This window comes from Pseudomonas sp. LBUM1646 (genome assembly GCF_059716165.1).
In genome coordinates this window covers 4,082,396-4,108,994 of sequence record NZ_CP166810.1, presented here as the reverse complement: position 1 = coordinate 4,108,994, position 26,599 = coordinate 4,082,396, and the positions used below count along the sequence as shown (strand labels likewise).

General features: G+C 60.6%; 27 protein-coding genes. 13 read left to right on the top strand and 14 right to left on the bottom strand.

The window, feature by feature from the left end; all coding sequences use genetic code 11:
• Nucleotides 1-92 precede the first annotated feature (92 nt).
• Complete coding sequence (locus ACA071_RS18720) at nucleotides 93-1,313, top strand: MFS transporter (protein WP_497640522.1); 1,221 nt, start codon at nucleotides 93-95, stop codon at nucleotides 1,311-1,313.
• On the opposite strand, the gene ACA071_RS18715 is transcribed toward ACA071_RS18720, so the two are convergent.
• Both ACA071_RS18715 and ACA071_RS18710 read right to left on the bottom strand, forming a co-directional pair.
• A complete protein-coding gene (locus ACA071_RS18715; RefSeq protein ID WP_497645340.1) occupies nucleotides 1,310-2,197 on the bottom strand; it encodes a LysR family transcriptional regulator in 888 nt (295 codons plus the stop codon). The two genes, ACA071_RS18720 and ACA071_RS18715, sit on opposite strands and share 4 nt — an antisense overlap.
• An 88-nt stretch (nucleotides 2,198-2,285) precedes the next feature.
• Nucleotides 2,286-3,392 (bottom strand): alkene reductase, encoded by a 1,107-nt coding sequence (locus ACA071_RS18710; RefSeq protein ID WP_497640521.1) that lies wholly within the window; start codon nucleotides 3,390-3,392, stop codon nucleotides 2,286-2,288.
• Nucleotides 3,393-3,556: 164 nt separating this feature from the next.
• On the opposite strand from ACA071_RS18710, the gene ACA071_RS18705 reads away from it, so the two are divergent.
• Nucleotides 3,557-4,279: a GNAT family N-acetyltransferase gene (locus ACA071_RS18705; RefSeq protein WP_497640519.1), complete on the top strand. Its 723-nt coding sequence runs from the start codon at nucleotides 3,557-3,559 to the stop codon at nucleotides 4,277-4,279.
• A 124-nt stretch (nucleotides 4,280-4,403) separates the two neighbouring features.
• On the opposite strand, the gene ACA071_RS18700 is transcribed toward ACA071_RS18705, so the two are convergent.
• A complete protein-coding gene (locus tag ACA071_RS18700) occupies nucleotides 4,404-4,844 on the bottom strand; it encodes a hotdog fold domain-containing protein (RefSeq protein WP_497640517.1) in 441 nt (146 codons plus the stop codon).
• Nucleotides 4,845-5,007: 163 nt separating this feature from the next.
• Between ACA071_RS18700 and ACA071_RS18695 the strand changes: the two genes are divergently transcribed.
• A complete protein-coding gene (locus ACA071_RS18695; protein ID WP_497640516.1) occupies nucleotides 5,008-5,640 on the top strand; it encodes a TetR/AcrR family transcriptional regulator in 633 nt (210 codons plus the stop codon).
• Between the two features lie 9 nt (nucleotides 5,641-5,649).
• Here the strand turns inward: ACA071_RS18695 and ACA071_RS18690 are convergent, their stop codons facing one another.
• Nucleotides 5,650-6,276 (bottom strand): TetR/AcrR family transcriptional regulator, encoded by a 627-nt coding sequence (locus ACA071_RS18690; protein WP_497640515.1) that lies wholly within the window; start codon nucleotides 6,274-6,276, stop codon nucleotides 5,650-5,652.
• An 85-nt stretch (nucleotides 6,277-6,361) separates the two neighbouring features.
• Here ACA071_RS18690 and ACA071_RS18685 point away from each other — a divergent pair, with 85 nt between their 5' ends.
• Entirely contained in the window at nucleotides 6,362-6,973 is a 612-nt protein-coding gene (locus ACA071_RS18685; RefSeq protein WP_497640514.1) for an NAD(P)H-dependent oxidoreductase, read from the top strand.
• Nucleotides 6,974-6,997: 24 nt separating this feature from the next.
• Here the strand turns inward: ACA071_RS18685 and ACA071_RS18680 are convergent, their stop codons facing one another.
• Together ACA071_RS18680 and ACA071_RS18675 are read right to left on the bottom strand one after the other, a co-directional pair.
• Nucleotides 6,998-8,113 (bottom strand): DmpA family aminopeptidase, encoded by a 1,116-nt coding sequence (locus ACA071_RS18680; protein ID WP_497640512.1) that lies wholly within the window; start codon nucleotides 8,111-8,113, stop codon nucleotides 6,998-7,000.
• A 44-nt stretch (nucleotides 8,114-8,157) separates the two neighbouring features.
• Nucleotides 8,158-9,261 (bottom strand): polyamine ABC transporter substrate-binding protein, encoded by a 1,104-nt coding sequence (locus tag ACA071_RS18675; RefSeq protein WP_497640511.1) that lies wholly within the window; start codon nucleotides 9,259-9,261, stop codon nucleotides 8,158-8,160.
• A gap of 111 nt (nucleotides 9,262-9,372) precedes the next feature.
• Between ACA071_RS18675 and ACA071_RS18670 the strand changes: the two genes are divergently transcribed.
• Nucleotides 9,373-10,140, top strand: coding sequence for a helix-turn-helix transcriptional regulator (locus ACA071_RS18670; protein ID WP_497640510.1), 768 nt, complete (start codon nucleotides 9,373-9,375; stop codon nucleotides 10,138-10,140).
• 62 nt (nucleotides 10,141-10,202) lie between these two features.
• Here the strand turns inward: ACA071_RS18670 and ACA071_RS18665 are convergent, their stop codons facing one another.
• Nucleotides 10,203-11,141, bottom strand: coding sequence for a class I SAM-dependent methyltransferase (locus ACA071_RS18665; RefSeq protein ID WP_497640509.1), 939 nt, complete (start codon nucleotides 11,139-11,141; stop codon nucleotides 10,203-10,205).
• 158 nt (nucleotides 11,142-11,299) lie between these two features.
• Between ACA071_RS18665 and ACA071_RS18660 the strand changes: the two genes are divergently transcribed.
• The 5 genes from ACA071_RS18660 (at nucleotide 11,300) to ACA071_RS18640 (ending at nucleotide 14,443) form a co-directional block, all read left to right on the top strand.
• On the top strand, nucleotides 11,300-11,917 hold the full coding sequence (locus ACA071_RS18660) for a cytochrome b/b6 domain-containing protein (protein WP_497640508.1): 618 nt from the start codon (nucleotides 11,300-11,302) through the stop codon (nucleotides 11,915-11,917).
• The gene (locus ACA071_RS18655; RefSeq protein ID WP_497640507.1) at nucleotides 11,914-12,693 is read left to right on the top strand and encodes a molybdopterin-dependent oxidoreductase; all 780 of its coding nucleotides are present in this window, start codon (nucleotides 11,914-11,916) and stop codon (nucleotides 12,691-12,693) included. Before ACA071_RS18660 ends, ACA071_RS18655 begins: the two co-directional genes overlap by 4 nt.
• Nucleotides 12,694-12,747: 54 nt before the next feature.
• The gene (locus ACA071_RS18650) at nucleotides 12,748-13,005 is read left to right on the top strand and encodes a pentapeptide MXKDX repeat protein (protein WP_497640505.1); all 258 of its coding nucleotides are present in this window, start codon (nucleotides 12,748-12,750) and stop codon (nucleotides 13,003-13,005) included.
• 199 nt (nucleotides 13,006-13,204) lie between these two features.
• The gene (locus tag ACA071_RS18645; protein WP_497640504.1) at nucleotides 13,205-13,612 is read left to right on the top strand and encodes a response regulator; all 408 of its coding nucleotides are present in this window, start codon (nucleotides 13,205-13,207) and stop codon (nucleotides 13,610-13,612) included.
• A gap of 162 nt (nucleotides 13,613-13,774) precedes the next feature.
• Nucleotides 13,775-14,443 carry an HAD-IA family hydrolase gene (locus ACA071_RS18640; RefSeq protein WP_497640503.1) on the top strand — a complete coding sequence of 223 codons (669 nt, stop codon included), beginning with the start codon at nucleotides 13,775-13,777 and terminating at the stop codon, nucleotides 14,441-14,443.
• A gap of 40 nt (nucleotides 14,444-14,483) precedes the next feature.
• Here the strand turns inward: ACA071_RS18640 and ACA071_RS18635 are convergent, their stop codons facing one another.
• Complete coding sequence (locus tag ACA071_RS18635) at nucleotides 14,484-15,143, bottom strand: methyltransferase family protein (protein ID WP_497640502.1); 660 nt, start codon at nucleotides 15,141-15,143, stop codon at nucleotides 14,484-14,486.
• Nucleotides 15,144-15,271: 128 nt separating this feature from the next.
• The gene (locus tag ACA071_RS18630) at nucleotides 15,272-16,210 is read right to left on the bottom strand and encodes a GlxA family transcriptional regulator (protein WP_497640501.1); all 939 of its coding nucleotides are present in this window, start codon (nucleotides 16,208-16,210) and stop codon (nucleotides 15,272-15,274) included.
• 125 nt (nucleotides 16,211-16,335) lie between these two features.
• Here ACA071_RS18630 and ACA071_RS18625 point away from each other — a divergent pair, with 125 nt between their 5' ends.
• Nucleotides 16,336-17,127, top strand: a complete 792-nt coding sequence (locus ACA071_RS18625; RefSeq protein WP_497640500.1) for an SDR family NAD(P)-dependent oxidoreductase — start codon at nucleotides 16,336-16,338, stop codon at nucleotides 17,125-17,127.
• A gap of 18 nt (nucleotides 17,128-17,145) precedes the next feature.
• Here the strand turns inward: ACA071_RS18625 and ACA071_RS18620 are convergent, their stop codons facing one another.
• The 5 genes from ACA071_RS18620 to ACA071_RS18600 form a co-directional block, all read right to left on the bottom strand.
• Nucleotides 17,146-17,916 (bottom strand): PA4824 family protein, encoded by a 771-nt coding sequence (locus ACA071_RS18620; RefSeq protein WP_497640499.1) that lies wholly within the window; start codon nucleotides 17,914-17,916, stop codon nucleotides 17,146-17,148.
• 36 nt (nucleotides 17,917-17,952) lie between these two features.
• A complete protein-coding gene (locus ACA071_RS18615) occupies nucleotides 17,953-18,306 on the bottom strand; it encodes a DUF2493 domain-containing protein (RefSeq protein ID WP_497640498.1) in 354 nt (117 codons plus the stop codon).
• On the bottom strand, nucleotides 18,294-19,943 hold the full coding sequence (locus ACA071_RS18610; RefSeq protein ID WP_497640496.1) for a Na/Pi cotransporter family protein: 1,650 nt from the start codon (nucleotides 19,941-19,943) through the stop codon (nucleotides 18,294-18,296). The genes ACA071_RS18615 and ACA071_RS18610 overlap by 13 nt, the downstream gene beginning before the upstream one ends.
• A 136-nt stretch (nucleotides 19,944-20,079) precedes the next feature.
• Entirely contained in the window at nucleotides 20,080-22,800 is a 2,721-nt protein-coding gene (gene mgtA / locus ACA071_RS18605; RefSeq protein ID WP_497640495.1) for a magnesium-translocating P-type ATPase, read from the bottom strand.
• 274 nt (nucleotides 22,801-23,074) lie between these two features.
• Entirely contained in the window at nucleotides 23,075-23,359 is a 285-nt protein-coding gene (locus tag ACA071_RS18600) for a hypothetical protein (protein WP_497640494.1), read from the bottom strand.
• 552 nt (nucleotides 23,360-23,911) lie between these two features.
• Between ACA071_RS18600 and ACA071_RS18595 the strand changes: the two genes are divergently transcribed.
• Together ACA071_RS18595 and ACA071_RS18590 are read left to right on the top strand one after the other, a co-directional pair.
• On the top strand, nucleotides 23,912-24,850 hold the full coding sequence (locus ACA071_RS18595; RefSeq protein WP_497640493.1) for a cyclase family protein: 939 nt from the start codon (nucleotides 23,912-23,914) through the stop codon (nucleotides 24,848-24,850).
• 155 nt (nucleotides 24,851-25,005) lie between these two features.
• Nucleotides 25,006-26,589, top strand: coding sequence for an aldehyde dehydrogenase (NADP(+)) (locus ACA071_RS18590; RefSeq protein WP_497640492.1), 1,584 nt, complete (start codon nucleotides 25,006-25,008; stop codon nucleotides 26,587-26,589).
• Nucleotides 26,590-26,599: the final 10 nt, after the last annotated feature.

Sequence of the window (26,599 nt, the reverse complement as noted above, 5' to 3'; positions counted from 1 at the left end):
GGATCGATCCACAGTGATCGGAGCTCTGCACCGTTTTTCCGTGTCGGATCGCTACCTACGATGGCTCTACTCATTACTGTGGAGCTTTCCCCATGAACGATATGCACGTTATACCGGCCACTCCGGCGCTTGCGCTTGAGCCGCCATCCTCCTCCCGCGACTGGTTGTCCGTATTCTCGGTCGCCCTCGGCGCCTTCGCATTTGTCACCACCGAATACCTGCCGGTGGGCATCCTGCCGCAAATCGCCAATAGCCTTGGGATTACCGACGGCGTGGCGGGGTTGATGGTGACCGTGCCGGGCATCGTCGCGGCCATCTCGGCACCGGCGATCATGCTCGGTGCCGGGAAGATGAATCGGCGACATCTGTTGCTGTTATTGACGCTGTTGCTGGTGGCTTCCAATTTGGTGTCGGCCGTGGCGCCGTCACTGACGATCATGTTGCTCGGCCGAGGACTGTTGGGTGTCGCGCTGGGCGGCTTCTGGGCCGTGGCGATTGCGGCGGCCGGGCGTTTGGTCAGCGAATCAAAAGCCGCGAAAGCGACAGCGTTGATCTTTGCCGGCATCACCCTGGCGACGGTGCTCGGTGTGCCATTCGGGACGTTTGTCAGCACGTTGTTTTCCTGGAGGATCTCGTTCGCGGCCACGGCCGGGTTGGCGGTGTTAACGTTGTTGGCGCAGTGGCTGACGTTGCCTTCGTTGCCATCCAGAGAAGGTTTGCAGGTGCGCGCATTGCTGGGCTTCCTCGCGCGCAGCAACGCTCGACGCAGCATGCTGCTGTTGGGCCTGGTGGTGGCGGCACACTTCACGGCCTACACCTATGTCGCGCCGTTTCTTGCGCATGAGGCCGGTTACTCGCCAAGTGCGATCACCGCGATTCTGCTGGGTTTCGGCCTGGTGGGTATGCTCGCCAATTTCGGCATGGCCAACAGTATCGTCAAGCATCTGCGCCTGTCCCTGGGGGCGGTGGTGGTGTTGATGGTGATCGCGCAATTGGCCTTGCCAGAATTACAGGGCTGGGGCGTGGCGTTGGCGGTATTGGTCTGGGGCATCGCTTATGGCGCGATTCCGTTGGGCGTGAGCACCTGGATGCAACTGACCTCGCCGCAATTGCCGGAAGCCAGTTCAGCCATGCTGGTGACGACGTTTCAATTGGCGATTGCCTCGGGTTCGCTGTTCGGTGGCTTGATGGTCGATCACTTCGGCGTGCCGTCGGCGCTGTGGCTAGGAGCCGTGATCGGCGTGCTCGGGTTGGCGGTAATGCTCAGTTTCGGCATCAGCAAGGCCCCGATTGCCGAGGCCCTGCAACGCTAGACCTTGAGAATGTTGTCCTTGAAGAAATCGATCAACACCCGCAGCCTCGGCGCGGTCTGCTTTGACGCAGGCCAGAGCATCCACAGGTTGCCGGAGTGGTCGGTGTAGTCCGCCAGCACCACCTTCAGCCTGCCATCGGCCAACGGCTGACGGATTGAAAAGTCTGGCAGGCAGGCAATCCCCACCCCATCCAGCGCCAAATACGTCAGCGGATCCATCGTGGTGCAGGTCATGGCCTTCGCCAGATTCGGCTCGATGTGCGTCTCGCCAATGCGCAGCGGCCAGCGCTCGATCATCCCGGTCGCCGGAAACTTGTGCAGCAGGCAGACGTGGTTGATCAACTCGTCCGGGTGCATCGGTTCACCGTGGCGTTCCAGGTACTCGGGGGACGCCACCAACTGCAATTGATAGCCACCCAACTTGCGCGCCATCAGCCGCGAATCCTGCGGCGCGCCGGTGCGGATCACCGCGTCGAAACCTTCCTCGATCACGTCGACCATGCGGTCGGACATGTCCACATCCAGCTCGATGTCCGGGTAGGCGCGCATGAACCCGGCCAACACCGGCATGATCAGCACGTTCTGCAACGGCACGCTGATACGCACCTTGCCCTTGGGCGTGGCGGACAACTCCAGCAACTCCATTTGCGCGGCTTCCACTTCGCTGAGGATGCGCTTGCAACGGTCCAGGAACAGCTCGCCTTCGGTGGTCAGCGTGACGCTGCGAGTGCTGCGATGGAACAGCCGCACGCCCAGGCGTTCTTCCATGCGTGCCACGCTTTTACCGACCGCCGAGGAGGAAATTTCCAACAGGCGACCGGCTTCGGTGAAGCTGCGGGTTTCGGCCACCTGAATGAAGGCCGTGATACCGCTGAGGCTGTCCATCATGGGGGATGTGCTCGATGCAGAAGGGTAGGCGCAGAGTAGAGGTGAGAGGGGGATTTGCAAAGGGAGATCAAAAGCGAGCGCCTACTCAGGCACTTTCTTGATAAAACGGATAATCCGTAAACCCAACCTCCGTACCCCCGTAAAACGTATCCCGGTCATAAGCATTCAACGGCCGGCCATGCCGAATACGCTCCGGCAAATCCGGGTTGGCAATAAAGTCCCGCCCGAACGCCACCAGGTCCGCATCACCGGCCTGCAAAATCTGCTCGGCAGACTCGGCGGTGAACCCACCGGCCGCCATGATCAGCCCATCGTAATGCCGACGAATCAACTGCGCCGCCACCGGGTTCTGGTCCTTGCTCTCATCGATCGAATTGCCCAAAACGCGCGGCTCGATCAAGTGCAGATAGGCCAGTTTCAACGGCGCCAATTGCTCGGCGACGTAGACAAACAACGCTTCAGGATCGCTGTCCTTCATGTCCCCGAACGTCCCGCTCGGACCCAGGCGCACCGCCACCCGATCACTGCCCCAGACCGAAATCACCGCACGGGTGATGTCCAGCAGAAACCGCGCACGCTTGGCGATGCTGCCGCCGTAGGCGTCGGTGCGACGGTTGCTGCCGTCCTGCAAGAACTGGTCGATCAAGTAACCGTTGGCGCCATGGATTTCCACCCCGTCAAAACCGGCGGCCAGGCCCCGCTGTGCGGCGCTGCGAAAATCTTCCAACAGCGCTTCGACTTCTGCTTCGCTGAGGGCTCGGTGTGGCGTACTCGGCACCCAGCCGCTGGCGGTGTAAGCCACGCCGTCGTACTCGACTGCCGATGGGGCAACGGGTTGGGCGCCGTTGGGTTGCATGTCGCTGTGGGACTGGCGACCGGCGTGGAACAGCTGCAAAAAGATCCGGCCGCCCTTGGCATGAACGGCGTCGGTGATGGCTTTCCAGCCAGGGATTTGCCCGTCGTTGTACAAGCCGGGCGAACCGAGGTAGCCGTTACCGGTGGTGGACACGACCGTGGCTTCGGAAATGATCAAGCCGCCGTCAGTGGCACGTTGCGCGTAGTACTCGGTCATCAACGCACCGGGCACATCGCCGGGTTCGGAACGCATACGGGTCAGCGGCGCCATGACCACGCGGTGGGCGAGGGCGTGCGGGCCGATCTGGATCGTGGAAAGCAGAGTGGGGTGATTCATGGTGAGCTCCAATCAGTGAATGGAAGCCACCTTAGGCCGATTGAAACGTTGGAAAAACAGGGCGGCGATCCGCTCTCTTTGGACGAGTCGTTCCGCAATCACTGTGCGGCGTAATCGCCACGGCACGTTACAATTGCGCACGAACTCCCGGAGTCAGCCATTCGATGCCCCAGATCAGCCATTTCAAAACCCCGTGCCCCGAGCACATCACCAGCCAGATCCTGCAACTGGTGGTCGACAACCTGACCGACATCAGCGCGGTAGCACTGCCGCAAAGTAATCTGCTGTACAACGTGTACCAGTACGCGATCGGCTATGAGGTCCACCTCTATCTGGAGGCGTTGAACGGGGCTAAGGGGCTTGCGGTTGAGTTGATCGTGGCGACGGATTTGGATGATCCCGAAAAGGTCATCGGTTTCGTGTTGTACCTGCCGGTCAAGGACGATCCCGAGGCGTGCGGCGTGGCCTATATGGCGGTGGACGCCAGCCATCGGCGCCAGGGTGTGGCCCGAGCGATGCTGCGGGAAATGGTCGGTCGCTACCCTCATGCCGAGCTGACCTGCAGCGTTGGCAAAGTTCCTTATTTTGAAGCGCTGGGCTTTCAAGTGCTGGGCGTGCGCGCGACGCAAGTGCTGATGAACACCCGCGATCACGGGACCGACGGCCTGATGGCGGTGCTGGACACGGCACCGATCTACAGCGCGCTGGAAGTGCGGCAGATTCATACCTACCTGCTGCAAAAGCACGGCAAACGGGCGATGACCGATGCCGAGAAGCAGCGGGATCGGCATCTGGATCAACTGACGCGCAAGGCCAATGAGTGTGTGCGGGAGCGGCTAGGAGATGGGGCGGTGCCGGCCATGGCTCCGCGACTGCGGTTGGTCTGACCACACATCCCCCTGTAGGAGCAAAGCTTGCTCGCGAAGGCGTCCTGTTATCCGACATCGATGTTGGATGTGCCGGCCACTTCGCGAGCAAGCTTTGCTCCAACAGTTAAAAGCCCTTCAGCGCCTATGAAAGCTTCACATTCATGGTGATCCGCGCCGTGAACACCTTCTTGCCCTCGGCATCATGAACATCCACCGGCACAATCTTGTCGCCCTCGGTCAACCAATCCACCGCTTCCCCATTCGCGACCGCCGTCACATCCGTCTTGGCCTTGGCCAGGTACTCCACCGTCATGCCTTTTGGAATCCAGCGCGCGCCTTCGGGAATCGACACGTTGGTCATCGTTCCGGCCGCCAGTTCTGCGGCATTGCACAGGGCGATCGCATGTACGGTGCCCAGGTGATTGGTGATCTCCTTGGAAAACGGCACCTGCACGCTCGCGTAGTTTTGACGCAGTTCCGAGAACACTGGGTTGATGGTGCTGAAGTAGGGCGCCATCTGGCAGACCATTTTGCTGAACGCTTCTGGGCCGGCGCTGGTGAACATGCTGAGAACCTGGTTCATGTTGAAGCCTCGCTAAAGGGTCGATTAACAGAATGATGTTCCGTAACAGAATAATGTTCTGTAACGGAACAGTATTCTGTCGATGGGAAATCTGTCAACCTAGCGCGACTTATCCATGGGCAGTCGCCTGCCTTACCGTTGACTTTTTGGGCCTGTGTTCAGCATGGAAACCGCAGATTTACTCGAGCGTTGCTACCCCGGACGAAGAGCCGAACTCAAGCGCGACATTTTTCGAAAAGCCCTCAAGCTGTTCAACGAGCAGGGGATCGAGGCCACGACGATCGAGATGATCCGCGCCGAATGCGATACCAGCGTGGGCGCGATCTACCACCATTTCGGCAACAAGGAAGGCTTGGTGGCGGCGCTGTTTTTCACTGCGCTGGATGATCAGGCGCAGCTTCGCGACCAATACCTGGCCGACGCCGAAACGACGCGAGCAGGGGTTTACGCGCTGGTGCATAGCTATGTGGATTGGGTCGATAACCAGCCCGAGTGGGCACGGTTTCAATACCACGCGCGATTTGCCGTGACCAAAGGACCGTTCAAGGATGAACTGGCGACCCGTAACAAAACCCGCAACCGCAAGCTGTGGGAATGGCTTTCAGCCCCGGCCCGGGGCGATGAGTTGAAAGGGGTTCCGGCGGAGTTGATGCCGTCGTTGATCATCGGCCAGGCCGAAAGCTACTGCCGGACCTGGTTGTCGGGGCGGGTGCAGGGCCGGCCAAAGGCTTACCGGGACCTGCTGGCAGAAGCGGCGTGGCGATCGATTTGCACGGGTGAAGCCTGCAATCCATGAACGGTAATGTCAGCCACTTCGGGCTGTTCTTTCAACCATCCCGATGATCGTTTCGAACAATTCATCCTCTGCCTGCCCGGCGGTGATTTCTCCCGTCGCCGCCGCATTCGACAAGGCCTCCGCGGCACCAAGCATCGCCCGTAAACTCGCGGGTCTGATCGCGCTCGCGCCAGCGAAGGGGAGCAGGGCGTCGTGGCACTTGTTGAGAAAAATCGCTTCGTAGTCGCGCTTGATCTTCTCCAGTTCCGGCGAACTCGCCAACGCTGCAATCACCCCGGAAATTTCGTTGCCCTGGGTCAGCACACACGCCACATACGACGAGGCGATCACGTGGGCCGTGCTGGCCAGAGTCGGTTCGCAAGTCAGCAGCGCCGCGTCCATGATCGCCGTCTGCCGGGCGTCGAAATCCTGATACAGCGCCGCCAGCAAACCCGAGCGCGTGGTGAAGTGGTCATAGACCACCGGTTTGGTCACGCCGGCCAGTTCGGCGAGGCGTCCGAGGGTCAACGCATCCGTCCCTTCCTCCCGGACCATCTGCCAGGCGACGTCCAGCAACTGGCGCTGGCGGTCCTCCCGGGACAGGCGACGACGGGGCTGTGGCGTGGAATCCTGCTCGGGTTTTTCGGTGCTTGACATGGCTATGTACCAAAAGTAACTTACTGATCGTAACTTACCAAGAGTATATAAGGTCCGCCTTGTGCTCTCAATCAGGAGTTTCAGCATGCACGCACTTATCGTTGTGGCCCATCCCAATCCTCAGTCGCTCACCCACAGCCTGGCCAATCAAATCGCCGAGGGCCTGACCCTTGCCGATGCCAGCAATACTTATGAAATCGCCGATCTCTCGGCGCAAGGTTTCGATCCGGTTTTCGGCACCGCGGACATGGCGGTGCATCATCGCGAGGCGCGTCCACCCGCCGATGTGCTCGCCGAGCAGGCGCGGATTGATCGCGCCGACGCCTTGGTGCTGGTCTATCCCGTTTACTGGTGGTCAATGCCGGCGTTGCTCAAGGGCTGGATTGACCGGGTGTTCTCCAATGGCTGGGCGTTCGACTTCAGCCTGGACAGCCCCTTTGTGCAGAAGCTTGGCCACTTGCGCGTTCATCTGGTCGGCGTGGGCGGCGCCGATGCCGGGTCCTTTGCCCGGCATGGTTACGATGCGGCGATGAAGACCCAGATCGACTACGGCATTTTCGAATACTGCGGCGCGCGGGTGGTGACGTCCGAATTGTTGCTGGATTCGGAAGTCCAGGAACCGCAGATTCACCTGAAGGCTGCGCGGGCCTTGGGCCGAAACCTCTTCAAATCATGCGAGGTGAGCGAGGCGGTGTGAGTGCGGCACACCGCTTCAATCATGTTATTGGGCACCCGGCCAACCCGCCTGGCGCAAGGCGTTGAGCAGTGTCTCGGCATCCAGCCCCGGCACTGCATGCCCGTTACCCTCAGCGGTTTCGCCCGCGAGCAAGGCATTGATGATCGCTTCCTCGACGGCTTCGGTAGCGGCCAAAAACAGTTCGCTGATGTGGTCGTTGTTGACCATGCGCAGGTTGTCGCAGGTCGGCGCCTTTTTGCTTTCATATGCCGCGTGCGGCACATCGTTGCCCGTGGCGAAGGCGATAAAGATGTCGCCGCTGTGATCTTCGTTGCCCCCGCCGGTACGGGCCAGGCCGAGGCTGGCACGTTGCGCGAGGCGGGTGCACTGGTGGGGCAGTAACGGCGCATCGGTGGCCAGGCAGACGACTATCGAGCCCATGCCCGGATGCGGCAGCGACGCCTTGAGAAACGGCGAGTCGGCCTTTTCCATATAGCGCCCGACCGGGTAACCATCAACGCGCAATTCGTTGCGTATGCCGTGGTTGGCCTGGACGATGGCGCCCACGGTCCAGCCGCCCTGAGCGCTGTTCAAGCGCCGCGAAGCAGTGCCGATCCCGCCCTTGAATTCATGGCAGATCATGCCGCTGCCGCCACCGACATTGCCCTCGCTGACCGGTCCGCCCACCGCCGTGCGCAGGGCTTCGGCAACGTGCTCGGGCTTCACATGAAAACCGTTGATGTCGTTGAGCAAACCATCGAACGTTTCCAGTACCACGGGCATGTTCCAGTAGAGTCGCCCATCATCCGGTTGCTGCTCACGGTCCAGCACAATCAGCGCATCGCGCACCACGCCCAGGCTGTGGGTGTTGGTGAACGCGATGGGGCTGGTCAACAGCCCGGCCTCGCGAATCCACTCCAGCCCGGTCGCATCACCATTGCCGTTGAGCACATGGACGCCGGCAAAACACGGCTGCTGGCTGGTGGAACCGGCGCGGGGTTCGATCACGGTGACGCCGGTCAGGATGTCGCGGCCGTTAGCGGTGCGGCCGCGCACATCGCTGTGGCCGACCCGCACGCCGGGTACGTCGGTGATGGCGTTGAGCGGGCCGGGTTGCAGTTGTCCGAACTGGATATTCAAATCGCGAGCACGTGGTTTCATGCAGGAACTCTCAGGCAAGTTAAACAGAAGGGGTGGAGGCCGGCTCAGTTGCCGTTCTTGATGTTGCTCCAGGAGCGCGTGCGCACACGTTCGATCTCATGGGGCTGCGGTTGCAGGGTGAATGCCTTGGCGATCACCTCGGCGGAGGGGTAGATGTTGCTGAACCGGCGCACCTCGTCCGAGAGCAACGCGGTCGCGTCTTTGTTGGCGTTGGCGGTGAGCGCCAGGTTGGTGGCGGGTGCGATCACTTCGGGGAGTAGCAAGTAGTTGATAAAGGCCAGACCCTGTTTTGGATTGCTGCCGTCCTTGACCATGACCAGGTTATCGGACCACAGCGGCGCACCTTCGACCGGGATGCTGTATTCAATCTTTACCCCCTTCGCGGCTTCATTGGCGGCTTGCATGGCACCGAACACGGTGCCGGACCACGTCAGGGCGACGCAGATATCGCCGTTGGCCAGGTCGGTCTGGATCTTCGACGAATTGAAATAGGTGATGTACGGGCGCAACTTGAGCATCAGTGCTTCAGCTTTTTTGTAGTCCGCGGGGTTACTGCCGTTGGGCGGCAGGCCGAGATAGTGCAGGGCGATCGGGATGACCTCGGCGGGAGCGTCCAGAATCCCCACGCCACATTGGCTGAGCTTGGCCAGGTTTTCCTCTTTGAACAGCAGGTCCCAGGAGTTCACCGGCGCCTGATCGCCGAGGGCAGCGCGGACCTTGTCAACGTTATAGCCAATGCCGTCGGTGCCCCACAGGTAAGGAACGGCGTATTGGTTGTCCGGGTCGTTCGCGCGCAGCTTTTCCAGCAACACCGGGTCAATGTGTTGCTGATTGCTCAGTTGGCTACGGTCCAGTTTCTGCAAGGCTCCGGCCTTGATGAGGGCCGGCAGAATGAAGTTACTGGCCACTACCACGTCATAACCGCTATGGCCGGTCATCAGCTTGGCTTCCAGTACTTCGCCACTGTCGAAAGTGTCATAGACGGGTTTGATCCCGGTGTCGCGCTGGAAATCCTTCAGCGTGGTCGGGCCGATGTAGTCAAACCAGTTGTAGACGTGCACGGTGGGTTCATCCGCCGCTGCGACCGCTATCCAGGTCGACAGACAGGCGCCCAGTCCCAGATTGAAATACGTGCGGTGACGACTCATGATGCGGCACTCCTGGCCTGCGTCAGGCCGGTGGTAGATAAGAGCGTCCAGCGTATCGATCGGGGTGGTCGTCACCCATTCCCATCATGGGTTACACAAAAGGGGTAGAGCGTGGAGGCGTTGCTGAAGGAGTTGCCGGTGCACCAAGGGTTGGCGCGAGTGTTTGGCGCGCTGGGCCACGACAGTTTCTGGCGGGCGCTGGTGGATACCCTGCGGTTGCTGGTGCCACTGGATAATGCCTTGGTCGCGGTGATGCAGGCGGAGCGGGTGCCGCAACTGTTGATCGATTTCGACTCCCGCGCCAGCGCGCACGAGGAGGAAGAACTGGCTGACTACAGCGCCGGCATGTACCTGCTCGATCCTTTTTATCAGGCCGCTTGTGCCGGCATCACCGACGGCTTGCACAGCCTCGATTCAGTGGCGCCGGACCAGTTTCAGCAGAGCGAGTATTACCAGAGTTACTTCCGCTCGGTGGTGGGCGGTGATGAGCTGCAATTCATGATCAACGTGGACGGCGCTGTGCTCGGATTGTCGCTGGGCCGCTCGACGCGGTTCACCGCCGAAGAGCAGGGTCGTCTTTTGTGCGTGCGCGATTGGGTGTTGGCGGCGATGGGCCGACACCTGCAACTGGTGCCACCGGAGGGGCCGACGGCGGTGGCGGGGGACCTGGCGACCTTGCTTGATCGCTTCGACGCACGCTTGACCGTGCGTGAAGTCGAGACTGCGCGCCTGATACTCCAGGGCTTCTCCAGCAAAGCCATCGCCCAGCAACTGAGCATCTCCCCGGAAACGGTGAAGGTGCATCGGCGCAATCTTTACCACAAGCTCAATGTCAGCGGGCATGGCGAGTTGTTTGCGTTGGTGCTGCAGCCGCGTTGAGGGTCGGGTTTTCACGCGGTCAATGTAGGAGCTGGCGAAGCCTGCGATCTTTTGATCTTCAGCTAGCCCTGCCGAAACACCAACGCCTTCAACCCGCACTCAATATCCGCATCCGGAAACTCCGGCGGATTCTCCAGCCGCTCGACAAAACTCAAACTCGGCGCCTCACGGGTAACGCCGTCAATCAAAAAGTCCGAACCAAACGCCGGATCATTCATGCAGGCCAGCACCGTCCCCTGTTCAGTGAGCAGTTCGGGCAACCGACGCAGCACCCGCTGGTAATCCTTGGTCAGCAAAAAACTGCCTTTCTGAAACGACGGCGGATCAATGATCACCAGATCATACGGCCCCTTGCCAATCACCTTGCCCCAGGACTTGAACAGATCGTGGCCAAGGAACGTCACTTTGCTCAAGTCGTGGCCGTTGAGCCGATGATTGTCGCGACCACGGCTCAGGGCCGAGCTGGACATGTCCAGATTAACTACGTGCGCCGCGCCACCCTCGATGGCCGCCACCGAAAACCCGCAGGTGTAGGCAAACAGGTTCAACACCCGCTTGCCATCGGCATTCGCGCGCACCCAATCGCGGCCATAGCGCATGTCGAGGAACAGCCCGGCATTCTGTTTACGGCCCAGGTCCACCCGATACTTCAGGCCGCCCTCGGTGATGGTCATTTCCTCAAGCGCATCGCCCAACAGCCATTCAGTGGTGCTTTGCAGCAGGTAGCGGTGTTGCAGCAACAACGTGTGTGCGGCGGATTGCTGCCACTCGGCTGACTGGGTGATGTCCAGCAGCAGCCGTTTCAAGTCTTCCAATTGTTGCGGTTCCGGCTCCTTGAACAGCGACACCAGCACCACCCCCTGCAACCAGTCCACGGTCAGTTGCTCCAGCCCCGGCCAGCAACGCCCGCGGCCGTGGAACAAGCGGCGGGTTTCGGCCGGGGCGGTGGCCAGGGCGGTCAGCAAGTGCGTGTGCAGGGTGGCGAGGGCGTCAGGGTTCATCAGGCAACGTCGGCAATGTAAGTGGGCGGCATTTTAACCACAAATGCACCCCGGCGACGCCCGGATAGTTATCACGTTTAATTTAACTTTACGTGAGGATTTGGCGAACAGTCGGCTCCCATACTTGGCCCCATCGAACAACAAACAAGGAGCCGGACATGTCGCAGCCAACTGCTTCGCCCAAGGCCAGCCATCCACGCTGGCTGCGTCTGACCCATTGGCTCAACGCCCTGGCCGTCGTGGTCATGATCACCAGCGGCTGGCGCATCTATAACGCCTCACCGCTCTACGACTTCAGCTTCCCGGCCTCGATCACCCTCGGCGGCTGGCTGGGTGGCGCGTTGCAATGGCATTTCGCGGCGATGTGGTTCCTCGCCATCAACGGCCTTGTCTACCTGATCATCAACCTCGCCAGCGGTCGTCTGTTTCGCCGGTTTTTCCCGGTGTCGCCCAAAGGCGTTCTGCATGACCTGTGGTCAGCCTTGAGAGGACGGCTAGGGCACGCCGACCTCAGTCATTACAACCAGGTCCAGCGGTTTGCCTACCTGTTCGTCATGCTCGACATCACGCTGATGGTGGTGTCCGGGCTAGTGCTATGGAAATCCGTGCAGTTCCCTCTTTTGCGAGAGCTGCTGGGCGGTTACGAAGGGGCGCGGCAGGTGCATTTCATCGCCATGTCGCTGTTGGTGGCTTTCATCGTGGTGCATCTGGTGATGGTGCTACTGGTCCCGAAAACGTTGTGGGCCATGATCGTTGGTCGCAAGGAGCCGGTATGAAAAAGCGCATCGAAGGACTCGACGAGTCGTCCATTCTCAGCGAAGCGAGGAAGGTACTGGCGCCGCAAATCGAAGACCGTTCCCGGCGCTCGTTCCTGCTGCGCGGCCTGACCCTCGGCGGTGTGGCCATGTTGTCGGGCTGCAATATCACCGACAACGACAGCGTCGAAACCGCGCTGTCATCAATGTCGCGCCTCAACGACCGGGTTCAGGGCTGGCTGTTCAACCCCAACGCCATGGCGCCGACCTATCCCGAGTCGATGATCACCCGGCCGTTCCCGTTCAATGCCTTCTACGGCATCGACGAAGCACCGACTGTCGAGGAAGACAGCTATCGGTTGGAAGTCACCGGCCTGGTCGCCGACAAACGCAGCTGGCGCCTCGAAGAGCTGCGCGCCATGGCCCAGACCGACCAGATCACCCGGCACATCTGCGTTGAGGGATGGAGTGCCATAGGCCGCTGGGGCGGCGTGCGCTTCAGCGATTTCCTCAAGCGCATTGGCGCCGACACCAACGCTAAATACGTCGGCTTCAAATGCGCCGACGACTACTACACCAGCATCGACATGGCCACCGCCCTGCATGCGCAGACCTTACTGGCCCTGACCTACGACGGCGCCGTGCTGCCCCGCGAGTACGGGTTCCCGATGAAACTGCGCATGCCCACCAAGCTTGGCTACAAGAACCCCAAACACATCCAGGCAATTTTCGTCAGCAACACCTACAGCGGCGGCTACTGGGAAGACCAGGGCTACAACTGGTTCGGCGGCAGCTGACGCACGCCCAAGCACTTCACCGCAAACACACTCAACTCTATAAGGAACACCACCATGAAAAAGCTAGCCACCGCCGCACTGTCCCTGTTCTTGGCCATGGGCGTCGCCAGCGTGTACGCCGCCGATACCATGAGCAACGACAGCATGAGCAAAGACTCGATGTCCAAAGACGCGATGAAGAAAGACACGATGAAAAAAGATTCCATGGCCAAGGACACCATGAAGAAAGACAGCATGTCCAAGGACGCTATGAGTAAGGACGCCATGAAGAAAGATGCCATGTCCAAGGACGCTATGAAAAAAGACCAATAATCGAACACGTCCTTCGAGGTCGAACCACGGTTTGCCGGCGCGAAAAATTATCGCGAAGACGCCGTGGTTCGGCCTTGTTCGTCTGATTTCGTCGTCTGGCTGTATCAAAAATGAATTTCCGCCCACTCCGCCGCTCATACCAGATAGGTGGCGGATTTGAGCTGCAAAATCATTGGTGCAATCAGGGAGTGGTCAGGTCATGAATCCAATAACAATGGCGGGCGAGTCGTTACCTGACGGCCTGATCCTGGTGGTGGAGGACGACCCGCTGATTCTGGAGTTTCTTTGTGAAATTCTTCAGGAAGAAGGCTTTGTCGTAGAGCCGCATGTCAGTGCGGATGCGGCGTCGGAGTATCTGGAACAACACGCGGGAAAGGTCAGGTTGTTGCTGACGGATATCACCATGCCCGGCAAACGCAACGGTGCGGACCTGGCCAATGAATTCGGGGATCGCTGGCCGGACAAACCGATCATGATCATGTCCGGCTTTGAAACTCCGGAAAGCGCCGGGGTGCGGCATGCGGTTTCGTTCATCAAGAAGCCCTGGGCACTGGGGCAGTTGCTCGATTGCGTGGAAGGCGCCTTGAAATCACGCAATACCCTGTAGGAGCTGCCGAAGGCTGCGATCTTTTGATCTTGGCTATTTTTAGATTGTCGAAGAGCAAGATCAAAAGATCGCAGCCTTCGGCAGCTCCTACGTCGATCGTGACCGACGGTGGTACATTGTCGACCCTACCTGTTCCGGCCCCTTGCGATAGGAAGCTGTCTTTTGCCTGCTCAACAATCCGTCTTCAATACGCCTTACCGCGCCTTTCTGTTCGACATGGACGGCACTGTTCTCAACTCCATCGCCGCCGCCGAGCGGATCTGGACGGTCTGGGCCGTGCGCCACGGGCTCGACGTTGCCACCTTTCTGCCGACCATCCACGGCGCTCGCGCCATCGACACCATCAATCGCCAAGCCTTGCCGGGGGTGGATGCCGAGGTTGAGGCAGCGTTTATTACCGAGGCGGAAATCGAGGATGTGGAAGGGATTGTCGAGGTGGCCAGTGCGGCAGTTTTTCTAAAGTCGCTGCCTGCCGCTCAGTGGGCGATTGTCACTTCCGCACCGAGGGCGTTGGCCTTGCGTCGGATGGCGGCGGCCGGAATTCCAGAGCCTGAGGTGATGGTCACGGCAGAAGATGTGAAGGCGGGCAAACCTGATCCCGCCGGCTATCGACTGGCGGCTCAGCGGTTAGGCGTTGAAGTGACGCAATGCCTGATTTTCGAAGACGCCTCGGTTGGTATCCAGGCGGCCGAAGCGGCGGGGGCTGATTTGCTGGTGATTACGTCGACTCATGACCATCCGATTCAGACCCCACATGCGACATTGGCCAGCTATGACTCGGTCGAGGTCTATACGGACACCGACGGCCGAATCCTCCTGCATTCCATCTAACTGAACACCGTCCTCTGTAGAAGCAAGGACAGGGTGTGGGTCAATAAATACCGGGGACGAGGCGCCAGGTCTTGCCGCAATACGCCTCATATTCACTGCCGAACTGCGCCCGCAGCAGGGCTTCTTCAGAGTGAATCCGGGCGATCAGCGGGATCAGTGTCAGCGCCGCCAGCACCAGGCCCACCCCCGAACGAAACACCAACGCCCAGCCGATGCCAATGACCATCAGCCCCAGATAGCTGGGGTTACGCAGGGTTCGATAGATTCCGTCCGTCACCAGCGTGTGCCCCGGCTGAATTGCCACCAGCCCGCTGAAACGCTTGCCCAGCACAAACACTGGCCACAACCGCAGCGCGCCGCCGAGGATGAACAGCAGCGCACCGAGCCAACGCACGCCTTCACCGCCAAAGGTCCAGACGTCGATGCGGTCGGTGTAGGCTGGAAGAAAGCCGCTGAGCAGTCCGATGATGCCGAACACCGGCAACACCCAGCGATTGGCCCGGTCTTCCCGTTCGCCGGAACTCAGGTTGACCTCGCTGAAGAGAGAAGCGACCGCCATCACCACCGTTGCCAACGCCACCACCACCAGCGACCCATGGGAGAAGAACGCCGCGAACCCGCCGAGCCCCCACACGGCGAGGCCGAGGTAGGCAAGGGTGGAGACGACGGCGAAAAACGCCAGTTTGGGTGAGATTTTCATACGCACCTCCGCAAGCCACACACCTCATTGTAGGAGTTGCCGAAGGCTGCGATCTTTTGATCTTGCTTGTGTAGTGATCTTGAGGGCGCCGAAGATCAAGATCAAAAGATCGCAGCCTTCGGCAGCTCCTACGCTGATCGGGCGTTACGTCGGATGACTTGCGGCGGTTGGCCGAATGCTCGAAGGAACGCCTCGCGCATCCGCCGCCGATCACTGAACCCACTCTCCTCGGCAATCTGATCCAGCGTCAACCGCCCCCGTTCCAGCATCTGCCGCGCCGCTTCCAGGCGCAGGTTTTCAATCGCCTTGGCCGGCGATTGCCCGGTTTCAGCGCGAAACGCCCGGCTGAACTGCCGTGGACTGAGCCGCGCGACATCCGCCAGTTGTTCCACCGACAGCGCTGAAGTCAGGTGTTCCCGGGCGTAGCCGAGCACGGTCTGGATACGGTCGGATTTCGGTTCCAGTTCCAGCAACGCCGAATGCTGCGACTGCCCACCTGCACGACGGTGGTACATCACCAGTTTCTGCGCCACCGCCCGGGCCAGTTCGGCGCCGTGATCCTTTTCGACCATGGCCAGTGCCAGGTCGATACCGGCGGTCATGCCGGCCGAGGTCCAGATCGAGCCGTCGATCACAAAGATCCGGTCTTCTTCGACTTTGATCGACGGAAACCGCGCTTGCAGCTCCCGGGCGTACGCCCAATGGGTGGTGGCGCGACGCCCTTCAAGCAGCCCGGCCTGGGCCAGCACGAACGCCCCGGAACAGATCGACGCCGTGCGCCGTGCGGTTTTCATGCTGTCGCGCAGGTACGTCAGCACCGCCGCTGGCGCTTGTTGCAGGATGGAATCGCCGCCGACCACGATCACCGTGTCGAACACCCGTTCATCGAACGCCTCGGTGCCCACGCTCAACCCGCCAGAGGCGCGCAACGTGCGGCCATCTTCGGACAATACGCTGACTTCATACAGGGTTTCGCCGGCACTGAAATTGGCGTACTCGAACACCGGCATGGCTGCCAGCGCCATGGACTGGAAACCCTCGAACACCACAAACGCCACGGAAGTCATTGCTGAGTCCTCAAAAAGGTCATGTCCTGAAAACGTACTTTAAACGTCATTTGAGACAAGCGTCAGCCCATTTATAACGGTTCACACCCGGCGAACTTATCGCCTCACTGTGAAGGAAATCCAAAATGGCACTTTCATCCAAAGGCACCGCCCTGATTACGGGCGCTTCTTCCGGCATCGGCGCGGTCTACGCCGACCGTCTCGCGCGGCAAGGTTATGACTTGATTCTAGTGGCCCGCAGCCAAAGTAAATTGAACACCCTGGCCAACCATTTGAGCAATGAAACCGGGCGCGCCGTGGAAGTGGTCGCCGCCGACCTGAAGAACAAGGCCGACCTGCTGCGCGTCGAAACCATACTGCGCACCGACGCCAGCATCACCTTGCTGGTGAACAACGCCGGGGTCGGCGGGGTGATGCCGCTGCTCGGCAGTCCGGTGGATGACATGGAAGACATGATCACCCTCAACGTCACCGCGCTGATGCGCCTGGCTTATGCCGCAGTGCCCGGTTTTGTGGCGAGAGGTGCGGGGACCGTGATCAACATTTCTTCGATCGTCGCCATCGGCCCGGAAATCCTCAACGGTGTGTACGGCGGGACCAAGGCGTTTGTGCTCGGTCTGAGCCAGTCCATGCATCACGAACTGGCCGACAAGGGCGTTCGCATCCAGGCGGTATTGCCCGGTGCCACCGCCACCGACTTCTGGAGCGAAGCCGGCAACCCGGTGGAAAACCTGCCGCAAGAAATCGTGATGTCGGCCCAGGACATGGTCGATGCCGCGCTGGCCGGGTTGGCCAACGGTGAAGTGGTGACGATTCCGGGGTTGCATGAGGGCGAGAAATGGGCCGCTTACGAGGCCCAGCGCCAGGTGCTTAGCGGCTCATTCGGCCACTCCACGGCAGCAGCGCGGTATCGCTGAAACACAGGAGGCGGGGCGTCAAAACCGCAGCGTCGCTCCTGTGGTCAGCCACTGGTCCCGCTCGCCGATCAGGTTGCGACCCAGCACCAGATCGACATCGATCCGCTCACCAATGTGCAACCGTGGACCGGCCTGCCACGCCTGTTCGCCACCTCGTTGTCCGTAACGTTCGGCGATCAGTGTCAGGGAACGGGCGAGGTCGTATTCCACGCCCGCGCCCCAGGTCCAGCGATGGTTCTGTTCACCGTCGTCATAGGCGTGGGCCCAACCGGCATTGAGGTTCAGGCGCAGGGTTTCCAGCGGTTGGTAGGTCAACGGCAGGTTCAAGTCGCCGCCATCGAAGGCATGAGCGCGATTGACGGCAACGTGCGCCGAACCGGCCAACGCCAGTTCCAGACCGAGATCGTCCCAAGTGAACAGCTGCGCCTTGAATTGCGGGCTCAGTCGGGTTTCGGCATCTCCATCCTCGCGGCCATATTCCACGGCGGCACCGAGTTGTACGTTGGGCAGCCCTTTGAACGTGCAGTCCTGGGACACCACGCTGGTGCTGGATGACGAGTGCCGACCGTTCTGATACCAAGCGTCAATGTTGCATTCACCGGGCGCGTTGATTCCGGCGTCATCCACGGTATACGAACCGCCAGCGGCGCGAGCATTGGAGAGTGTGGTTAACAGGGCAATCACGCCCAGTGTGAAGCTGACAAACAACAGATTGCGTCGCAGCATCCGCCCCAGGGAGGGCGGCAGGCTGCGCACGAAAGATGAGAGCAAACGCGTTGGCTTTTGCATGGGAGTTGCCTCGAAAGTTGTGTTGGCAGGCGCGGCTCAGCCGCGATCCGCCACCGATAAAGTTTGCAAACCCGCCGCCCGGGCCTGGGCGACCAGCTCTTCGGTGTCTTCACCACCGGGCAGGGCAATGACCACGTCGGGACGGCTGTCGTGCAGCATGAAGTGATTGCGCAAACGTTCGGCCAGCTTGCCATGGCGTTGCCAGTTGGGCGGGTAGCGCACGATGTCGGCGCCGTGCTCCCGGGCCCATTCTTCGATGTCGGCGCCCAGGTATTGATTGCCGCCATGGATCAGCACCAGCACCGGGTGCAAGCGCTGGAAGGCGTCGAGCACGCGTCGGCACTGGCGGCTGTCGGTGTAATGACGGCCGGCACACATCAGGACGCGCATGGCGAGGCCTCCTTGGCCTGATCATCGCCCAGCGGTTCACCGGCTCGTTCCAGCAGCGGATAGGCGAGGGCGGCGATGTGGTGGTGTACCCGACGGTAGTCACGCAGCACGCGTTGGAAGATGTCGCCGGATTCAGCCCAGGTGTTTTTGTCCTCCTGCAGTTTGCGAAAGTGTTGACGGCTGGCGTCGGATTCGAGTCGCCGGACGCTCTCCTTGCGGCTGATCAACTGGTGCGCGGTGGCGATGTCTTCGCGCAGGAAAACGGTGATCGCCAGGCTCAGGCTTTCCAGCAGTGCTTCGTGCAGCGGCGCAATGTTCCTCAACTCGAACGACGAAAAGTGTTCACCACGACGCAAACGGCGCATGGCCAATTGCGTAAGGCTGCTTGAAAGAATGTCCGCCGCGTGTTCGAGGTTGATCACGAACGTGAGGATTTCCTGGGCGCGATCAGCGTCGCTGTCACTGATGCCTTCCTGGCCAATGTCTGCCAGATAGGCGCGAATCGCCGCGCTCAGCAAGTCGGTGGATTGATCGATGCGCCGTACTTCATCGGCACACACCGGCGCCGAGGTGTGGAACAACTGCAGCGTGCGCGCCAGCATCGCCGAGAGCATGTCGGCGATGCGCAGGGCTTCACGGGCGGCGTTGGACAGGCCGATATTGGCCATCTCCAGACCCGCTTCGTCGAGGTAGCGCGGCATGCCCGGATCGACATCCCGCACCGGTTCCGGCAGCACCCGAGTCAGCAGTTTGGCCATGGGGGCGGTGAAGCCGATGAACACCAGCGCCAGCAGCAGGTTGAAGCCGGTATGCAGGTAAACCACCCGCGCGGCCGGATCGAGATTCAAGGTCGCCAGCCACCCGGCCAGTGGCAACACCACCGCAGCACCCAGCGCCCGCACCAGCAGATTGCCAAGGGGCAGGCGCCGGCCGACGTTCGATCCTGCATTGATCACTGACGGCAATGCACCGCCAATGTTTACCCCAAGCACCAACGCGACGGTGGTGGTTGCCGAGAGCATCCCGGTCGCCGCCAGGGACACGATCAGCAACACCACAGCGACGCTGGAATGGCAGAGCCAGGTGAGGAGCAGCGCCACCAACAGCGCGATCAGCAGATCGCCGTCCAGGCTTTGCATGATCAATTGGAACACCGGCGTGCCTTCCACTTCGGCCAATGTCGAACCGAGCATATGCAGGGCCATCAGCATCAGCCCCAAGCCGATCAGCGCACAACCGACGCTCTCGAAACGCGAGTCATCCCGCAGCCGAAAGACGATCAGGCCTGCCAGCAAAACGATTGGCGTCAGCATCGAGATGTCAGCGCTGAGCAGTTGCACCACCAGCGTCGAACCGATATTGGCGCCAAGCATCACCGCCAGCGCTGGCGCCAGACCCAATGTGCCGGCGGCAGTGAACGAGGTGGCCATCAGGCTGACGGCGGTGCTGCTTTGCAAGACGCCGGTGATGCCGATGCCCGCGAGCAGGGCCAGCCAGCGGTTATTCAGGTGCCGGCCCATCCAGAGGCGCAGTGGCGTGCCGAAGCCGCGCAACAGCGCCGAAGAAATCATGTGCGTGCCCCACAGCAACAGTGCAATGGCGCCCGCGAGGTTGATCAGTAGAGTCGTTCCCGACATGAGAACTCTCCTTTTTCAGCATTTCATTTATTGATGGCCCGCAGGCCGGATCGTGACCTCACCCTGTAGGAGCAACCTTCGGCAGCGCCTACAGGGATCGGGTTTGCAACCCCGATCCCAAGGAGTGCTCAGTGCATCAGAACCACTGCTTGAAGCGGCGGATGTAGATCGTCTTCATGGTCTGCGCTACCACGCAGTAGCTGAGCAGCGTGCCCACCAGCCAAGGGAAGTAGTCCCATGGCAACGGCACCAGGCCGACCAACGTGCCCAGCGGCGAGAACGGTATGTAGATACCCAGGCAAATCACCACCCCGGTCGCCAGAATCACCGGCAACGCCGCGGTGCTCTGGAAAAACGGGATCTTCTGGGTGCGCAGCATGTGCACCACCAGCGTCTGCGACAGCAGCCCTTCGATGAACCAGCCGGACTGGAACAGGCTCTGCATTTCCACGCTGTTGGCGGCGAACACGTACCACATCAGGGCAAACGTGGTGATGTCGAAGATCGACGAGGTCGGCCCGATCCACAGCATGAAACGGCCGATGTTTTTTGCGTCCCACTTGCGCGGTTTGCGCAGGAACTCCTTGTCCATCTTGTCCCACGGCAACGCCAGCTGAGAGATGTCGTACATGAGGTTTTGCAGCAGCAGGTGGATCGCCAGCATCGGCAAAAACGGAATGAACGCACTGGCCACCAGCACCGAGAACACGTTGCCGAAGTTGGAACTGGCGGTCATGTTCAGGTACTTCATGATATTGCCGAAGGTTTCGCGGCCCTTGAGCACGCCTTCTTCGAGCACCATCAGGCTCTTTTCCAGGAGGATGATGTCCGCCGATTCCTTGGCGATGTCAGTACCGCTATCGACCGAGATCCCGACGTCGGCATCGCGCAGCGCCGGGGCGTCGTTGATGCCGTCGCCGAGGAAACCGACGGTGTGACCATTGGCTTGCAGGGCCTTGAGCACCCGGGATTTTTGCAGCGGCGTCAGCTTGGCGAACACCGTGCGTTCTTCGACCCGCAGCTTGAGCGTGGTGTCGTCCATGTGCTCGATGTCCTGGCCGAGCAGCGGCGTGCCTGGATCGAGGCCGACTTCGCGGCAGATCTTGCAGGTGACCACGGCGTTATCACCGGTCAGCACCTTGACCGTCACGCCCATGTCGCGCAGCGCCGCGATGGCCGGGCCGGCGGTTTCCTTTGGCGGATCGAGGAAGGTCAGGAAGCCGCGAATTACCAACTCGCGCTCATCGGCGGTGTTGTACTGGTTTTTGCTCTGGGCTTTCGGAATGTCGCGGGTGGCGACCAGCAGCACCCGGAAACCGTCCTCGTTGTACTCGTTGGCCAGGGCCAGCAGGTCTTTGCGCCGCTGGGCATCCAGCGCGATCACCTGGCCATTTTCATGGATGTGGCTGGCGATGCCGAGCATTTCCTCGACCGCGCCCTTGCACACCATCAGGTGATCGTCGCGGCTGTCCTTGACGATGATCGACAGCCGCCGACGGACGAAATCGAACGGCAGTTCATCGACTTTGCTATAGGCGAACGGCACCCGAAACTTCGGATTGCTGTTGGCGAACTGCACGACGGCTTGGTCCATCAGATTCTTCAAACCACTTTGGTGATGGCTGTTGAGCCACGCCAGTTCGAGGATTGAATCGTCGCGCCGGCCATGGCTGTCGACGTGGTGCTCCAGAATGATCTTGTCCTGGGTCAGGGTGCCGGTCTTGTCGGTGCACAGCACGTCCATCGAACCGAAGTTCTGGATCGCATTAAGGCGCTTGACCACCACTTTGCGCTTGGCCATGGCCATCGCGCCTTTGGCCAGGTTGGCGCTGACGATCATCGGCAGCATTTCCGGGGTCAGGCCAACGGCAACGGCTAGGGCAAACAGGAACGCATCGCCCCAGTCACCCTTGGAGAAGCCGTTGAGCAGGAACACGATCGGCACCATCACCAGCATGAAGCGGATCAGCAGCCAACTGACGCTGTTCACCCCACGGTCGAACGCGGTTTGTACCCGCGAGCCGACGATGGCTTTGGCCAGAGAACCGAAGTAAGTCCGTGCCCCGGTGGCGACCACCACGGCTTTGGCGGTGCCGCTGACCACGTTGGTGCCCATGAAGCAGATGTTCGGCAGGTCCAGCAGGTTGGATTGATCAGGCGCGCTGCTAGTGGCGGACTTTTGCGCCACGTTGCCCAGGGTGTCGTATTTCTCCACCGGCAACGCTTCGCCAGTCAGCACCGCCTGGCTGATAAACAGGTCGCGGGATTCGATCAGGCGGATGTCGGCCGGGATCATGTCCCCTGCGCTCAACTGAACGATATCGCCGGCCACCAGATCGCGCATCGGCACTTCACGCAGCAGCGGTTTGCCGTCCTTGTGCTCGCGGCGCAGCACGGTGGCGGTGGTGCGCACCATGGCTTTCAGGGCTTCGGCGGACTTGGCCGAGCGGTATTCCTGCCAGAACCGCAGCAGGCTGCTGAGGCTGACCATGGTCATGATAATGATGACCTTGGTCAGGTCGGCGTCATCCGCTTCGCCGTTGTTGATCGGCAGCCAGTAGTCGGTGAAGAAACTGATGGCGGCCAGGGTCAGCAACACATAGATGAAGGGATTGTTCAGGGCTTTGAGCAGTTGGATAAGGGCGTGAGGCGGCTTGTCGTGGGCCACTTCGTTGTGACCGTTGCGCGCCAGGCGGCCCTGGGCTTCGAGTTCGGTCAGGCCATCAGCGGTGGCGTTGAGGTTGGTCAGCGTCACGGCCAGGCCATTTTGCGCTTCCCGAGCGGCGCGCATCGACAGTTTGGCGTTGTCGTTGCTGGCGCCTTGGGTGGTTTTCTTTGCGGTTTTTACAAGGGTCATTGCTGTGCTCCTGCCGCAGGCTCGCGGCACGACACACAGGCACTTCAGCTAATTAAAGACGAGCGCACGTATGTCGAGCCGCCAATAGGCGATCGATTCTGATAGTTGCGTTTTTAATAGTTAATGTTCGCTGGCCGTCGATTGAAAAGTGACGGGCAGCGAACCGTCTACTGGCTTCGTCCATAACTAACTCACTATTTAACAGGCAATAAGAAGTTGCCGAATTCCTTTATAAGGAAAACGTTAAGGGAAGGACTTTGATAGTGCCTTCAGCTCAATGGAAAGTGCGTGCCCCGAGCATCAGGTTCGCCCGTTGGAACAGGCGCGCGATGCGCCGACTCGGTGGTTCCTGGCTGTCGTCGAGGCTCCAGCGTTGCTGAAGCTGACCCGTCATCGGGCAGACGCGCCAGTTGGCACGCAGGTGCGCCGAGGCAGGGGAGGAAGGGCTGGAAAACGGGGCGACAACCCGGTTTGTCAGCAGGCGCTCACGGCAGAGCCGGACCCGCATCGTCGAGGCAAAGGCGCGTACGCCGGGCATTACAGTGGCTTTGAAGTTCATAACATACCTCTGGACCGGACTGACGCCGGCGAGGCAAGTTACGGTGGAGCATCAAGCTCTAGCGCAGCTCACCCGACCGCAAAGTCGAGTCCCGTCATGTTCTGGGTTATGTGCCAGGTCCTGCGAATTCGCAGTTGCCCGACAGCGACTAGATACTGTGTCCATTGGATTCTTTTGTGAGTTGAAAAAAGGCCTGTGAAACCGGCCCGCGCAATTTACTCAGGCAGGTGGGTGAAGTCAACCATCAATACCTGATTAAAGTTCAATTGAATGGAGAAACTTCGGATCTGCTTATTGAAGTTAGAACTTGTTCAGGTGAATGACAGTTAATGGTGGTCCCTGTAGGAGCTGCCGAAGGCTGCGATCTTTTGATCCTGATCTTGATCTGTGGCGGCTGTTGAAATGCCAAGATCAAAAGATCGCAGCCTTCGGCAGCTCCGGCACTCGCATTACTCGTGACTATCCAGAACAAATGTATTGCCCACACCTGTCTGTTTCCCCACCGACGGGCTGCGTACCTTGGGTTCACTGCAACCCCATAAGGACGCCCCCATGCTCAATCGTTTAATACTGCCTTTCACCTTGCTCTTCACCTTCAGCGCCGCCCAGGCCGCAGATGCCGAAAAATGGTACCCCTCCAAGTACGGCGCCAACGATGAAATCGGCGCGCTCAACCTGCTCAACGCCGACTCGGTGCTCAACGCCGCCAAACTGATCAAGACCGGCAAGACCTACCCGCTGGCCGTGCCCATCGACAAAAACCTCCCGGCCTTCCGCCATCGCAGCTTCAACCTGACCAACGTCCAGCCGGGCGAGGCGGGCGGTACGACCATGGGCCCGAACAAATTCACCTTCAACGATGAACTGGTAGTGGGCTGGACCGGAGTCGGCACCCAGCTCAACGGCATCGGCCATATCGGCATCGACTACGTCTACTACAACGGCAACCGCGCCGCCGATTTCGTCACCGTCGAAGGCGTGAAGAAACTCGGCATCGAGAAGGTCCCGCCCATCGTCACCCGTGGTGTGGTGCTGGACATGACCGCCGTGTACGGCACGCCGATCGTGCCGGAGAAAACCGAGTTCAGCGTCGCTGATATCCAGAAAGCGCTCGATCTGCAAGGCATCACCATCCAGAAAGGCGATGTGGTGTTGTTCAACACCGGTTGGCTGGAGTTGCTGGGCAAGGACAACAAGAAATTCCTCGCCGTGGAGCCGGGCATCGGCATGTCGGCGGCCAAATGGCTGGTGGACAAGCAGATCGTCGCGTTCGGCGGTGACACGTGGGCTTCGGAAATCTACCCGGCCAAAGACGGCCAGGAGTTCCCGGTCAACCAGTACATGCTGGCCAAGAACGGCATCTACAACCTTGAGCTGATCGACAGCCGCGCGCTGGTGAAAGACAAGGCCTGGGAGTTCATGTTTGTCCTCGGGCAGCCGCTGTACAAGGGCTCGACCCAGGTCAACATCAACCCGGTCGCCATTCACTGACGGACCGTTCGCCAGGGGATGACCAACGCTCATCCCCTGGCCCGTTGTTGTCCTTTGTTTGGCCATGACCCCAAGCCCTAGAGTGAAGCGTGCGCCACAGGCGTAACCCTTCAATTCGAGTGATCGCCCGCCGAGCGCGGGCGCGGGAGTTTTTGATGTCCGTTATTTTGGGCCAGCAGTTTATTGATGGGCAGCGCAGTGCTTTGGGGCGCGAGACACTGCGCAGTCTCGACGCGAGCACCGGGCAGGCGCTGCCCTATGTTTTTCATCAAGCCAATGAGCAGGAAGTTGCGTTGGCGGTAGCGGCGGCCACGCGCGCCTTTGCGCCGTTTCGTCAGTTGTCGCCAGCGCGCCGCGCCGAATTTCTCCAAGCGATTGCCGAGGAAATCGATGGGCTGGGCGACGATTTCATTGCGCTGGTCTGCCGGGAAACCGCGTTGCCCGAGGGGCGGATTCGCGGTGAACGCAATCGCACCACCGGCCAGTTGCGTTTGTTTGCCGACGTGTTGCGTCGCGGCGATTTTCTCAGTGCGCGCATCGATCAGGCATTGCCCGAGCGCACGCCGCTGCCACGCCTGGATATCCGCCAATACCGCATCGGCGTCGGTCCGGTAGCCGTGTTCGGCGCGAGCAATTTCCCCTTGGCGTTTTCCACGGCCGGTGGCGATACCGCCTCCGCGCTGGCCGCCGGTTGCCCGGTGGTGTTCAAGGCCCACAGCGGCCATATGGCGACTGCCGACCACGTCGCCAGCGCCATCGTTCGCGCCGCGCAACGCACGAGGATGCCGACCGGCGTTTTCAACATGATCTACGGCGCGGGTGTCGGCCAGGCATTGGTCAAGGCTGATGGCATCAAGGCCGTGGGGTTCACCGGTTCGCTGAAGGGCGGTCGAGCCTTGTCCGATCTGGCCTCTGCGCGCCCGCAACCGATCCCGGTGTTCGCCGAGATGTCGAGCATCAACCCGGTGATTCTGCTGCCCGAAGCGCTGAACGTCCGTGGCGGGAAAATCGCCGAGGAACTCACGGCTTCGATCAACCTCGGTTGCGGCCAGTTCTGCACCAGCCCCGGCCTGATCATCGGCCTGCGCTCACCGCAGTTCAGCGAATTCCTCGACGTATTCGCCAAAAACATGGGCCAGCAACCGCCGCAGACCATGCTCAATGCCGGCGCCCTGAAAAGCTACCATGCTGGCCTCGAACACATCTCGGTTCACCATGGCGTCGTGCACTTGGCCGGTCAACCGCAGGGCGAGTCCCAGGCGCAACCGCAGGTGTTCAAAGCAGACGCGCAGTTATTACTCGACGGCGATCCGTTGTTGCAGGAAGAAATCTTCGGCCCGACCACCGTCGTGGTGGAAGTCGCTGACCCGCAACAATTGCGCGCCGTGCTCGACAGCCTGCACGGTCAACTGACCGCCACACTCATCGCCGAAGCGGCGGACCTGGATCGCTTCGCCGACCTGCTGCCGCTGCTCGAAGACAAGGTCGGGCGCCTGTTGCTCAACGGCTACCCGACAGGGGTGGAAGTCAGCGATGCCATCGTGCACGGCGGCCCGTACCCGGCGACCTCGGATGCCCGTGGCACTTCGGTCGGCAGCCTGGCCATCGATCGCTTCCTGCGCCCGGTCTGCTATCAGAACTATCCTGATGAGTACCTGCCCGAGGCACTGCAAAACGATAATCCACTGGGCCTCAATCGACTGGTCAACGGCCAGTGGAGCAGGGCGCCCCTGAGCTGACCACGTACCC

Excerpts from the sequence above, each read along its gene's own strand:
- ACA071_RS18615 (WP_497640498.1), bottom strand. The coding sequence starts at position 18,306 with ATGCGCGTCCTGATGTGTGCCGGCCGTCATTACACCGACAGCCGCCAG.
- ACA071_RS18595 (WP_497640493.1), top strand. The coding sequence starts at position 23,912 with ATGCTCAATCGTTTAATACTGCCTTTCACCTTGCTCTTCACCTTCAGC.
- ACA071_RS18665 (WP_497640509.1), bottom strand. The coding sequence starts at position 11,141 with ATGAACCCTGACGCCCTCGCCACCCTGCACACGCACTTGCTGACCGCC.
- ACA071_RS18675 (WP_497640511.1), bottom strand. The coding sequence starts at position 9,261 with ATGAGTCGTCACCGCACGTATTTCAATCTGGGACTGGGCGCCTGTCTG.
- ACA071_RS18620 (WP_497640499.1), bottom strand. The coding sequence starts at position 17,916 with ATGCAAAAGCCAACGCGTTTGCTCTCATCTTTCGTGCGCAGCCTGCCG.
- ACA071_RS18710 (WP_497640521.1), bottom strand. The coding sequence starts at position 3,392 with ATGAATCACCCCACTCTGCTTTCCACGATCCAGATCGGCCCGCACGCC.
- ACA071_RS18655 (WP_497640507.1), top strand. The coding sequence starts at position 11,914 with ATGAAAAAGCGCATCGAAGGACTCGACGAGTCGTCCATTCTCAGCGAA.
- ACA071_RS18650 (WP_497640505.1), top strand. The coding sequence starts at position 12,748 with ATGAAAAAGCTAGCCACCGCCGCACTGTCCCTGTTCTTGGCCATGGGC.
- ACA071_RS18610 (WP_497640496.1), bottom strand. The coding sequence starts at position 19,943 with ATGTCGGGAACGACTCTACTGATCAACCTCGCGGGCGCCATTGCACTG.
- ACA071_RS18630 (WP_497640501.1), bottom strand. The coding sequence starts at position 16,210 with ATGACTTCCGTGGCGTTTGTGGTGTTCGAGGGTTTCCAGTCCATGGCG.
- ACA071_RS18700 (WP_497640517.1), bottom strand. The coding sequence starts at position 4,844 with ATGAACCAGGTTCTCAGCATGTTCACCAGCGCCGGCCCAGAAGCGTTC.
- ACA071_RS18625 (WP_497640500.1), top strand. The coding sequence starts at position 16,336 with ATGGCACTTTCATCCAAAGGCACCGCCCTGATTACGGGCGCTTCTTCC.
- ACA071_RS18695 (WP_497640516.1), top strand. The coding sequence starts at position 5,008 with ATGGAAACCGCAGATTTACTCGAGCGTTGCTACCCCGGACGAAGAGCC.
- ACA071_RS18690 (WP_497640515.1), bottom strand. The coding sequence starts at position 6,276 with ATGTCAAGCACCGAAAAACCCGAGCAGGATTCCACGCCACAGCCCCGT.
- ACA071_RS18590 (WP_497640492.1), top strand. The coding sequence starts at position 25,006 with ATGTCCGTTATTTTGGGCCAGCAGTTTATTGATGGGCAGCGCAGTGCT.
- ACA071_RS18685 (WP_497640514.1), top strand. The coding sequence starts at position 6,362 with ATGCACGCACTTATCGTTGTGGCCCATCCCAATCCTCAGTCGCTCACC.
- mgtA (WP_497640495.1), bottom strand. The coding sequence starts at position 22,800 with ATGACCCTTGTAAAAACCGCAAAGAAAACCACCCAAGGCGCCAGCAAC.
- ACA071_RS18720 (WP_497640522.1), top strand. The coding sequence starts at position 93 with ATGAACGATATGCACGTTATACCGGCCACTCCGGCGCTTGCGCTTGAG.
- ACA071_RS18705 (WP_497640519.1), top strand. The coding sequence starts at position 3,557 with ATGCCCCAGATCAGCCATTTCAAAACCCCGTGCCCCGAGCACATCACC.
- ACA071_RS18635 (WP_497640502.1), bottom strand. The coding sequence starts at position 15,143 with ATGAAAATCTCACCCAAACTGGCGTTTTTCGCCGTCGTCTCCACCCTT.
- ACA071_RS18600 (WP_497640494.1), bottom strand. The coding sequence starts at position 23,359 with ATGAACTTCAAAGCCACTGTAATGCCCGGCGTACGCGCCTTTGCCTCG.
- ACA071_RS18715 (WP_497645340.1), bottom strand. The coding sequence starts at position 2,197 with ATGGACAGCCTCAGCGGTATCACGGCCTTCATTCAGGTGGCCGAAACC.
- ACA071_RS18680 (WP_497640512.1), bottom strand. The coding sequence starts at position 8,113 with ATGAAACCACGTGCTCGCGATTTGAATATCCAGTTCGGACAACTGCAA.
- ACA071_RS18645 (WP_497640504.1), top strand. The coding sequence starts at position 13,205 with ATGAATCCAATAACAATGGCGGGCGAGTCGTTACCTGACGGCCTGATC.
- ACA071_RS18660 (WP_497640508.1), top strand. The coding sequence starts at position 11,300 with ATGTCGCAGCCAACTGCTTCGCCCAAGGCCAGCCATCCACGCTGGCTG.